Here is a 10,559-nt window from a genome sequence, read left to right on the forward strand (position 1 = left end):
CCCTCACTCGGCGGGCGCCGGGAGGGGCCGTCCCCCGATCGGGGCGGCCGAGCGGGTCGGGCGCGGCCAGGCGAGGCGGCGCATGGGGACGCGCCTGAGCGCCGCCTGGAGCCGTTCCATGGCGAGATAGACCACGGGCGTGACGAAGAGCGTGAGCACCTGCGACACGGCGAGGCCGCCCACCACCACGAGCCCGAGGGGCTGGCGCAGCTCGGCGCTTGCCCCCGTGCCGAGCGCGATCGGCAGCGCACCCAACATGGCGGCGAGCGTCGTCATGAGGATGGGGCGGAAGCGCAGGAGACAGGCCCGGTAGATCGCCGCTTCCGGAGCGTAGCCCTCGCGCTGGAGCTCGAGCGCCACGTCGATCATCATGATGGCGTTCTTCTTCACGATGCCGATGAGCATGAGAAGGCCGATGATCGCGATCACCGACAGGTCCATCCCGAACAAGGTCAGGGTCCCCAGCGCCCCCACCGCCGCCGACGGCAGGCCCGTGAGGATCGTGAGCGGGTGGATGAAGCTCTCGTAGAGCACGCCGAGCACGATGTAGATCGTGAGGATCGCCGCGATGATGAGCGTCCCCTGGTTCGAGAGCGACTGCTGGAAGGTCTTGGCCGTGCCCGCGAGGCTTGTCGCGACGGTGGGCGGCATGCCCATACCCGCCCGGATCTCGTCGATGCGGTGCACCGCGTCGCCGAGCGCCACCCCGTTCGCGAGATTGAAGGAGAGGGTGACCGCGGGGAGCTGGCCGAGCTGGTTGACCGTGACGGGCCCCAGCGTGCGCTTCACCGTGGCGAAGGCGGAGAGCGGCACGAGCGCGCCCGTGGTGCGGGAGCGGACCCGCAGCAGGTCGAGCCGGTCGGCCGTCCAGCCGAGCGCCGGGTCGAGCTCGACGATGACCTGGTAGCTGTCGGAGGTCGTGTAGATCGTCGCGACCTGACGGGCGCCGAAGCCCGTATAGAGCGTCGAACGCAGCTGGTCGGCGGTGATCCCGAGGGACTGGGCCTTGTCGCGGTCGACCTCCAGCGTCGCCTGGAGGCCCTTGTTCTGGAGATCGGTCGAGACGTCGGTGAAGAACCGGTCGCGCCGCAGGGCGTCGAGCATCCGCCCGGACCACTCGTCGAGCTGCCCCTGATCGAGGCTCTGCATCACGTATTGGTACTGCGCGCGGGAGGAGCGGGCGCCGATATTGAGGTTCTGGACCGGCACGATGTAGGTCGCGATGCCGGGGATGGCGGCGGCCTGCCGGCGCAGGTCGGCGAGCACCGTGGCGAGCGGCGGGCGCTCCTTCTGGTCCTTGAGCTCCACGAAGAGCCGCCCCGCGTTCATCCCTGAGGCACCGTAGCCAGAGCTGCCCCATGAGCTCGCCACCTGGCGGACGTAAGGAGAGTGCCGGAACACCGCCTCGACCTGCGCCTGGAGCCGGCCCATGGCCTCGAACGAGATGTCCTGGCGCGCCTCGGTCTGCACCTGGAGCTGGCCGATGTCCTCCTGCGGGAAGAAGCCCTTGGGGATGGACATCGTCATCCAGGCGGTCGCGCCGCAGGTGGCGAGGAAGACGAGGAGCACGAGGCCCTGGTGGCGTAGGCTCGCCCGCAGGCCCGCCCGGTAGGCCCGCAGCAGCCGGTCGAAGCCGGCCTCGAGCCACCGCCCGAAGCGGCCCTCCCCCGCCCCGTGCCCGCCGCCCTTGAGAAGGCTCGCGCACATCATGGGGGTGAGGGTCAGCGAGACGAAGGCCGAGACGAGGATCGCCACCGTCACGACGACGGCGAACTCGTTGAACACGCGGCCGATCACGCCGCCCATGAGGAGCACGGGCAGGAAGACCGCCACGAGGGAGAGCGAGATCGAGACGATGGTGAAGCCGATCTCGCGGGAGCCCTTGAGGGCCGCGTCCCAGGCGGACAGCCCGTCCTCGTCCATGTGCCGGATGATGTTCTCCAGCATCACGATGGCGTCGTCCACCACGAGGCCCACCGCGAGGGTGAGGCCGAGCAGCGAGACGTTGTCGAGGGAGAAGCCCAGCGCGTACATCGCCCCGCAGGTCGCCACGAGCGAGATCGGCACCGCGACGGCCGGGATCACCGTGGCGGCGAGCCGCCTCAGGAAGAGGAAGATCACCAGGACGACGAGGCCGATGGTGAGCCCGAGGGTGACCTGCACGTCCTCGACCGCGTGGCGGATCGAGACGGAGCGGTCGTTGAAGCCCGCGATGTCGACGGAGGCGGGCAGCTGGGCCTTGAACGTCGGGATCGCGGCCTGCACCTGGTCGACCACGTCCACCGTGTTGGCGTCGGGCTGGCGGAAGACCGCGACGACGATGGCGCGGCTGCCCTCGAAGGTGCTGGCGGTCTGGAGGTTCTCCACCGAGTCGATGACGCGCGTCACCTCGCCCAGGCGCACGGGCTTGCCGTTGCGGGTCGCGATGACGAGGTCCCCGAACGCGGCGGCGTTCTGGAGCTGCGTGTTCGCCTGGATGACGAGCACCTGGTTGGCGTTCTGGAGCGAGCCCACGGGCGCGTTGTTGTTCGCGCTCGCGATCGCCGTCTGCAGCTCGTCGATGCCGATGCCCCGGGCGGCGAGCGCCGTCGGGTCGATCTGGATGCGCACCGCGTATTTCTGCGAGCCGAAGATCTGGACCTGCGCCACGCCCTCGATGGTGGAGAGCGTCGGGGCCACCACCTGCTGCACGAAGGCGTCGAGGTCGGAGAGCTTCGCCGTGTCGCTGCGCAGCGAGAGGAGCAGGACGGGGGCGTCGGCGGGGTTGAACTTGCGGTAGCTCGGCGGCGTCGTCATCTCGACGGGGAGCTGGCGCTGCGCCCGCGCGATGGCGGCCTGCACGTCCGCGGCCGCGGCGTCGATGTTGCGCGAGAGCACGAACTGGATCGCGATCGACGTGGACCCTTGGGCGTTCGTCGAGGTGATCGTGTCGATGCCGGCGATGGTGGCGAACTGCTTGATGAGCGGGGTCGCGACCGAGGTCGCCATGGTCTCGGGCGAGGCGCCCGGCAGCTGCGCCGAGACGTTCACCACGGGAAACTCGGCGCGCGGCAGCGCCGCGACGGGCAGGGCGCGATAGGCGAAGACGCCCGCGAGCACGAGGGCGATCGACATCAGGATCGTGGCGACGGGGCGCCGGATGCAGAACTCGGAGATGTTCATCGGGCGGCTCCACCGCGGATCGTTGCGGACGCGTCGGCCTCGGCGCGGGGCGCGGCGGGCGCCTCCCGCACGCGCGATCCGTTGACGAGGCGCATCTGCCCGTCCACGACGACCCGGTCGCCGGGCTGGAGGCCCGAGGCCAGGGCCGTGCGGTCGCCCTCCCCCGCAGCCACCGTCACGGGACGCACCTCGACGCTCGCGTCGGGCTTGACGAGGTAGACGAAGGCGCCCGCCTGCCCGGGCTGCACCGCGACGGTCGGCACGGACACGGTGTCCGGCAGCCGCTCGGTGGCCACGTCCACGTCGAGATAGAGGCCCGGCCAGAGCGCCCGGTCGGCATTGTCGAACACCGCCTTCACGGTGATCGTGCCCGAGGCGACGTCGACGGCGCTTTCCACGAAGGCCACCTTTCCGACCGCGAGCGGCTCGTGGTGCCCCGGCAGGAAGGTCCGCACCTGGGGCGCCTCGCCCCGGGCCAGCGCCGCCTGAAGCGCCGGCAGGTCGCGCTCGGGCACGGCGAAGCTCACGCGGATGGGGCTCACCTGCGTGATCGTGACGAGGGGGGTGGCGTCGTTCGCCTTGACGAGGTTGCCGGGCGTCACGGCCACGGTGCTGGCGCGCCCGGCGATGGGCGAGGTGATCGTGGTGTAGCCCAGGCGCACCCGGTCGAGGGCGAGGCTCGCCCCGTCGGCCTGCACGGTCGCGGAGGCCGTGGCCTCGTCGGCGACCGCCTGGTCCACCTGCTGCGGCGTCGCGGCGCCCCGCGTGGCGAGGTCGCGCTTGCGCTCCAGGTCGGCGCGGGTGCGCTCGAGCGTGGCCCGGTCGCGGGCGAGCACCGCCTCGTCGCGGGCGACGCCGGCCTTGAGCTCGCGGTCGTCGAGCACGAACAGCATGTCGCCTGCCTTGACCTCGGAGCCGTCGCGGACCCGCTGCTCCATGATCTGGCTGTCGACCCGCGCCTTCACGGCGGCCATCGCAAGGGGCTCGGCGAAGCCGATGGTCCGGCGCCGGACCACGACGTCGCGCCGCTCGGCTTCCGCCGTCGTAACCGTGATCGGCGGGCCGCCGCGCCCCGAGCCGGCCCGTCCGGCCGGGGCCGGCTCGGGCCGGGCGTGGGTGAGCGCAACCAGGCGTGCCGAGACCTCGGGGGGCAGCCATGCGGTCGCCTCCGGGGGAAGCCAGCCGCGCCCCGCCGCGACGGCTCCGCCGGTGCCGGCGACGAGCAGGACGATGATCACGGGGGTCAGCTTGGGCATCGGGCTTCCTTGAGCGCGGAACGGGGTGCGCCGGCACGGCCCGGCGGGGTCTCCCCCCCGCGCGCGGCGGCGCGCCCGCCGCGCGGGTCGGGGGTGGCGAGATGGGCACGGCGGGGTGGGCGGAGGACCATGCCCCCTTCATACGGGAGGCAAGCTGACAGGCGGCTGTCAGCCGATGCCAGGCACGGGGCCGTCCGTCAGGCCACGAGGCCGCGGATCGGGGCGACGTGCTCGGTGCCGGGGAACACCTCGCGGGCAAGCGTGGCGGGCGAGACGCCGTAGAGGTCGGCCAGCACGCCGCCGAGCACCGCGCGCAGGTCGAGCGTCGGGCGCAGGTCGCGCCCCTCGTGGAGCGCCGCGGGCGACAGGCCCGGCCAGTCGGCGAGCACGCGCCCGCCGCGAACCGCCCCGCCGACCAGGAAGGCGACGGTGCCGGTGCCGTGGTCCGTGCCGACCGTGCCGTTGACCCGGGCGGTGCGGCCGAACTCCGTCACAATCGCGATCGCGGTATCGGCCCAGAGCGGGCCCAATCCCTCCTCGAAGGCGGCGATCGCCCCGTCGAGGCCGCCGAGGAGGTTCGCGAGCGGGCCCGTCGCGCCGCCCTCGTTGGCGTGGGTGTCCCAGCCATCGAAGGCGAGCGCGGCGATGCGGGGCCCGTCCGGCGCCGCCATGAGCTTCGCGGCGCCCTCCGCCGTCACGCGCATCGCGGCGCCCCGCGGGCGGGCGCCCGCCATGCCCTGCGCGGCCGCGAGGCGCTCCGTCGCGAGCCCCCGCCCGAGAGCCTCGGCGAGGCCTGGGTCGCGGGCCGCATAGAGATCGAGGACCCGCCGGGCGAGGTCGTCGGAGGCCCGGGGGAGGACGGGCGGTGCCCAGCCGGTGATCGGGGCGGCGCCGCGCACCACGAGCGGCGGGACCGGGCCGACGCCGAGCGCCCCGGCCCGGGTGACCGCCTCGCCCGCCGGCAGGGCGGCGACGAGCCGGTTGAGCCAGCCGCTCTGGACGATGCCAGGGCCGGGCTGGCCGCTCTCCAGGACGTCCTGCCCGTCGAAGTGCGAGCGCTCGCGATAGCCCGTCGCGGTCGCATGGACGACGAGGGCGGACCCGGCGCCGTAGAGCCGGCGCAGGTTCGGCATGGCCGGGTGGAGGGCGAAGAAGCCGTCGAGGGGGAGCGCCGGGGCCGGGCCGTCGAGCGAGAGGGCGATGCCCTCCCTCAAGGCGATGTAGCCCGGGTCGCCGATGGGCGCGACGGCGGAGAGCCCGTCGAGGGCGCCGCGCAGGACGATGCAGGCGAAGCGCGCGTCACGGGCCCCAGCCGCATGGGCGAAGCGGGGCATGAAGCTCCAGGCGAAGAGCGCGCCCGCGGCGCCGAGCACCGAGCGGCGGGTGGGGGCGCGCTCGCACAGGTCGGCCATCGCTCATCTCCTCTGGAACTCGGGCGCCATCAGCGCGATGGCGAGCCCCTGCGCGCGCGTCTCGGCCCGGCGCACGGCGGAGCGGGTCTCGTCGGAGGCGGCCGCGCCGAGCACGTCGTCGAGGAACCGCAGGGGGTCCGCGTCGGGCAGGCGCGCGACGAGGCGGGCCGCGACGTCGAGGCGGGTCTTCATCCCCTCCGGCGTCGCCCAGGCGTCCACGTTGTCGGGAAAGCCGTTCGGGCCCGGCGGCGTCCAGAGCGGCTGGCCGAGGGCCGCGAGGGCGCCGAGCACCTGGCCCGGATCTGGTGCAGCGGGGCTTAAAGCCCGCAGGGCCGCGACCACGAACTCGATGGGGCTGCGCACCTTAGCGGGAGTCGGCTCCCAAGCCTCCGGAGCCTCGATGAGCGCCAGGGCGAGCGCCGCGAGGTCGCCATCCGTGTCGAGGAACACCCGCTCCAGCCGGGCCACGAGAGCGGGCGGCGGGCGATCGGCGACGAAGTGGCGGGCGAGCTTGCCCGCGATGTGCCGGGCGGTCGCCGGATGGCGGGCCAGCGCATCGAGGACCGCCCTGCCCTGCTCCTCAGCCGATCCGTCATAGGCGACCGAGAGGACAGGATGGGCGCCCGGCTCGTGCCAGGCGGGATTGACGGCAAAGGTGCCGGCTGAACCAAGCCGCTCCGCCTCGCCCGTGACCGTCCATCCCGTGAGGATGCAGGCAAGCGACGTCACGTCGGCCTGCCCGTAGCCGCCCTCGACGCCGAGCGTATGGAGTTCCAGGATCTCGCGGGCGAGGTTCTCGTTGAGCCCCCTGCCCCGCCGCCGGCCGGCGGGCGAGGACGGGCCGACGGATTGCACGTTGTCGAGATAGATGAGCATCGCCGGATGCGTCTCGACGGCGGCGAGCATCGCGGCGAAGCGCCCCAGCACGTGGGGCCGGATCGCCTCGCGCTCGAAGGCGCCCGCGAGCACGCGCACGGACTGCCCCTTGGCGGCCGAGACGGCGAAATGGTTCGACCAGAACCAGACCAGGCGCTCGACGAAGCCCACCGGCGCCGCGAGCGCCGCCGCGAGCCGCGCCGCCGCCTCGGCCCGGTAGACCCGCTGGGGCACGGAGGGTTCGTCGCGCGCGGGCGACGGGCGGGCGGCGCCGTCGGGGGCGGGGCTTGCCGGCTGCATGGCCCGCGCCTCGCGCTCGCGGCGCGCCTGGGCCCGCAGCTCGCCGAGCACCTCCGCCGAGCCCGGCAGCTCGGGCATCGCCACGGCGCGCGCCCGGATCTCGTCGGTGAGCCAGCCCCTCGGATCGCCGGCCGCGGCCGCGAGCGTTCCCGGGCGGGGGCCGAGGCCGAAGCGGGCCAGGGCGATCGGCGCCGTGGTCATGGCGATCTCCTCCCGCGCAGTCGACCCGATGCCGGGCCGATTGTCGAGGACGGGATTTCAGGGCCGCGCCTCAATGGGCGTGGGCGTCCCGGACCGCGAGGCGCTCGCCCACGACCTCGTCCTGGGTGAAGCCGAGGAGGGCCGCGATCCGGGCGAGGGTCGCGGTCTTGACCGCCGTGCGCGTGCCGCCCTCCTCCAGCTCGCGCGCCAGCGCCCGCAGGATCGGCCAGCGCTGCTCCCGGTCCAGCTCGGTCTTGATGGCGTGGGTGAAGCGGTAGGAATCCACCGACTGCCACTGGGCGGCCTCCGCCTCGCGCAGCACGCCCTGCACCTCCCAGGGGCCGAGGCCGAAGATCTCGACGAGGGCCGCACGGATGCGGTCGTGGCGATCCTCCTCCGGCTCGGCGCCGCACTCGGCGAGCTCGATCAGGAGCGCCGCCACGGCCACAGGAGCCGACACGGCGGCCGGAGCGGGACGGCCGGTCCAGAGGTCGGCGAGGTTGAGGGAGAGGAACGACGACATGGCAGCCTCGGGGGATCTGCGGGGTGAGCGGCACGAAAGGCGCGACGAGGCCGGCCTGCCATGCGGCACCGTGCAGGATTAGTACCCGCAGCCTGACAGAACGCTGACACCCCGGCGCGTCAGGACCAATCCTTGTCGGAGCGCATCTGCAGGCGCTTGGCCGCCGCGACGATGTCGGCGAGGTCGACCGGGTCGCTGAGCGGGTCGTCGTCCAGCTCCGTCACGCGGTTGAGGCGCTTCTGCCAGCGCCGCAGCTCGGCCACGTAGGGCTCGAACGGCACGCGCCGGAGGTCCCCGTCCTCCTCCACGAGGTCGCAGATGCCGTTGTGCAGCCATTCGCCCGTGTGCCAGTCGGGCATGTCGATTGCGGGGAAGAGGCAGACGCCGTGGAGGTCGATGCCGCGCAGGACCGCGGCGAGGGATTCCTCGATTATGTCGCGCAGCCAGGCGGGACGGCCGGCGCCGAGCCCGCTGGTCTCGCCCACGATCATCGGGCGCCGGTAGCGCTCCCAGGCGAAGGTGAGAAGGTCGCCCAACGGGCGGATGCGGTCGTCGTCCGGGGGCAGGGAGGCATGCGGCCCGTGCTCGCGGTACTCCATCTGGCCGAACGAGTAGCAGTTCACCCCCACGATATCGAGGATGTCGGGCCCGCCGCCGAGCTCGGGGTGCCGCAGGCCGCCGATGACGTCCCAGGCGTAGAAGGCGTCCACGAAGGTCTCGTCATGGGCCTCGTCCGCGAGGTCGGGTCGGTCCCGCGGCGGCACGACGAGGATCAGCGGGTCGATGTGCACCATGCGGGCCCCCGGATCGACGGCCCGGATCGCGCGCACGGCCGCGATGTCGGCGCCGCAGAGGCTGAGCCGCAGGGCATGCCGGTCGGCCTCGGACGTGCGGAACGGCGCCGTCCAGCCCCACTCGCCGCCCATGAAGGCGAAGAAGGTGATCTCGTTGATGGGGGTGAAGAAGTGCGGCCCCCCGACCCGCGCCGTGACATATCGCGCGGCGGCCCCGGCATAGGCCGCGAAGCGCTCGGCGAAGGCCGGATCGAAGGGGTCGAGGTCGTCGGGATAGCCGTAATGGCACAGGTCCCAGATCGGCAGGACGCCGTTGCGGTTCATGGCGGCGATGAAGGGGTCGAGGGTGGAGAAGTCGTAGGCGCCGCCGCGATCGACGAACGGCCACGGGATGCCCTGGCGGGCGACCCCGATCCCGAGCGAGCGCAGGTGAGCGTAATCCTCCTCGGCATGCTCGGCGTGGCGGGTCTCCCGGGTCAGGTCGCGCCGCCCCTGATCCTTCCAGACGAAGGTGGAGCACTCGAAGCCGGAGAGGAAGAAAGTCGGGAAGATGCCGTGATGCGGGCCTTGGGCAGCTTGCGTCGGCGAGGCGGTCTCGGTCACGGGTTCCTCCCGGGGCTCGGGGTCGCGGCGGCAGCCGGATGCCTGTGCCGGCCAAGGTGCGAACCCGTCGGCGGCGGCAACGTTCCGCGGCGACGCCGTGCGGCAGCCCTCGACGGGGAGCCTAAGGCAGAGGCGGCCCCACGAACTCGAGGCCGTAGCGGCCCGCCAGGGCGACGATCTCGGGCATGTTCCGCGCCGGGTGCAGCCCGAGCCGGTCCACCTCCTCGAAGAAGCCCTCCGCGCCGCCCGGGCTCATGGTGATGAGGAGCCGGCCGGTCTCGGCGCCGATGTTCTTGAACGTGTGGGGCGCGCCGGGCGGGATCAGGATCGTGTCGCCCTCGCCGAGCTCCACCTCCATGCCGGAGCACACGAAGCGGTAGCGGCCCGACAGGATCCGGAACATCTCGCGCTCGCGATGATGCACGTGCAGGGGCGGCCCGGCTCCGGCGGGCACCTCCTCGACCCAGTGGGACAGCTCTCCGCCGGATTCCTCCGAGCGGATCAGGAACGTGCGGGGCAGGTCGAAGGCGCGGTTCACGGCGCCCTCCCCCGCCCGCCTGACGAGGGGTCCGTTCGTGCCGCCGGGATGTGTCATGGGCTCGCGTGCCTCCGCCTCTCGGGCCCATTGTCCTGGCCGTCGAGCCGAAGGCAAGAGCGCGATGTCAGGCACGCACGGCCCCTGCCGGCCGACGATCCAGCCCACCGGAAAAGGGAAGCCCCGCCGCGTAAAGGGAACGCAGGCGGGGCCCGGGGCCTGATACGCAACGCGGCCTTGGGCTCACGATCGCCGCAGCGGATGAACGCCGGGTTACCGGCGCGCCGTCAGAGGCGCTGGCCCTCGCGCGGCTGGGCGCCCGCGATCGTGCGACCCTGAGCGTCGATGGGCGGACGCCCGGCGTCGCCCTCGAAGGCCCGGGCCGCGAGGTCGCGGTTGCGGCGCTTGCGCAGGAACCAGCCGAACGCGACGATGGCGAACAGCAGGGTTACCGCGATCGTCATGAACATAAGCGAAGGCACAAGCTGATTGGCGGTCATGGTGCAATCCTCGTGGGGAGCCTACGGCCTGCCTCAAGCATCAAGGACCGATGGCCGCGCCGGCGACTGGCGGAACAAGGCTTGCCCGGCGTCGCTCCAGCGCAATTTCGACCGAGGTGCAACAATCGAGCACACCGAAAGTTTCGAGAGACCACCGTAATTTGTCAATTCATGTTGACCCTCGGGAGGGTGAGGTCACTTACCCTTGCGGGGGTCGCTCATCTTACTTGGCTATATGGGATCGCTTAGGCTTCGTGACCGCCACGCCTGGCGCTCGTCTTCACCGCGAGCGGCGACATCGGGGAGTCCGACGGGACAACGGGCGCCTATCCCAGCCTCACCCCTCGTCCTGAGAGGCTGGCTCATAAGTCGGGCCTACCCTCCGTCCTCGTCCTGA

8 protein-coding genes are annotated in these 10,559 nt (G+C 72.7%); all 8 read right to left on the reverse strand.

The features are described 5' to 3' along the window. Positions 1-3: 3 nt before the first annotated feature. On the reverse strand, positions 4-3,162 hold the full coding sequence (locus F0L46_RS16595) for an efflux RND transporter permease subunit (RefSeq protein WP_149819524.1): 3,159 nt from the start codon (positions 3,160-3,162) through the stop codon (positions 4-6). Continuing rightward, on the reverse strand, positions 3,159-4,418 hold the full coding sequence (locus tag F0L46_RS16600) for an efflux RND transporter periplasmic adaptor subunit (protein WP_149819526.1): 1,260 nt from the start codon (positions 4,416-4,418) through the stop codon (positions 3,159-3,161). The genes F0L46_RS16595 and F0L46_RS16600 overlap by 4 nt, the downstream gene beginning before the upstream one ends. Positions 4,419-4,615: 197 nt before the next feature. Then, entirely contained in the window at positions 4,616-5,830 is a 1,215-nt protein-coding gene (locus F0L46_RS16605; RefSeq protein WP_149819528.1) for a DUF1501 domain-containing protein, read from the reverse strand. Between the two features lie 3 nt (positions 5,831-5,833). Then, a complete protein-coding gene (locus F0L46_RS16610; protein ID WP_149819530.1) occupies positions 5,834-7,207 on the reverse strand; it encodes a DUF1800 domain-containing protein in 1,374 nt (457 codons plus the stop codon). A gap of 70 nt (positions 7,208-7,277) precedes the next feature. Next, on the reverse strand, positions 7,278-7,730 hold the full coding sequence (locus F0L46_RS16615) for a tellurite resistance TerB family protein (protein ID WP_149819532.1): 453 nt from the start codon (positions 7,728-7,730) through the stop codon (positions 7,278-7,280). A 119-nt stretch (positions 7,731-7,849) separates the two neighbouring features. Further along, positions 7,850-9,127 carry a glycoside hydrolase family 1 protein gene (locus F0L46_RS16620; RefSeq protein ID WP_210247648.1) on the reverse strand — a complete coding sequence of 426 codons (1,278 nt, stop codon included), beginning with the start codon at positions 9,125-9,127 and terminating at the stop codon, positions 7,850-7,852. A 121-nt stretch (positions 9,128-9,248) separates the two neighbouring features. Next, complete coding sequence (locus tag F0L46_RS16625) at positions 9,249-9,722, reverse strand: cupin domain-containing protein (RefSeq protein ID WP_149819534.1); 474 nt, start codon at positions 9,720-9,722, stop codon at positions 9,249-9,251. Positions 9,723-9,949: 227 nt separating this feature from the next. Further along, positions 9,950-10,162, reverse strand: a complete 213-nt coding sequence (locus F0L46_RS16630; RefSeq protein WP_149819536.1) for a hypothetical protein — start codon at positions 10,160-10,162, stop codon at positions 9,950-9,952. Between the last annotated feature and the right edge of the window lie 397 nt (positions 10,163-10,559).

It is taken from the genome of Salinarimonas soli (genome assembly GCF_008386575.1).
GTDB classification, from domain to species: Bacteria; Pseudomonadota; Alphaproteobacteria; order Rhizobiales; family Beijerinckiaceae; genus Salinarimonas_A; species Salinarimonas_A soli.

Bases quoted from the DNA above. Each gene is read 5' to 3' on its own strand.
- F0L46_RS16610 (WP_149819530.1), bottom strand. From the start codon at position 7,207: ATGACCACGGCGCCGATCGCCCTGGCCCGCTTCGGCCTCGGCCCCCGC.
- F0L46_RS16595 (WP_149819524.1), bottom strand. From the start codon at position 3,162: ATGAACATCTCCGAGTTCTGCATCCGGCGCCCCGTCGCCACGATCCTG.
- F0L46_RS16615 (WP_149819532.1), bottom strand. From the start codon at position 7,730: ATGTCGTCGTTCCTCTCCCTCAACCTCGCCGACCTCTGGACCGGCCGT.
- F0L46_RS16600 (WP_149819526.1), bottom strand. From the start codon at position 4,418: ATGCCCAAGCTGACCCCCGTGATCATCGTCCTGCTCGTCGCCGGCACC.
- F0L46_RS16630 (WP_149819536.1), bottom strand. From the start codon at position 10,162: ATGACCGCCAATCAGCTTGTGCCTTCGCTTATGTTCATGACGATCGCG.
- F0L46_RS16605 (WP_149819528.1), bottom strand. From the start codon at position 5,830: ATGGCCGACCTGTGCGAGCGCGCCCCCACCCGCCGCTCGGTGCTCGGC.
- F0L46_RS16625 (WP_149819534.1), bottom strand. From the start codon at position 9,722: ATGACACATCCCGGCGGCACGAACGGACCCCTCGTCAGGCGGGCGGGG.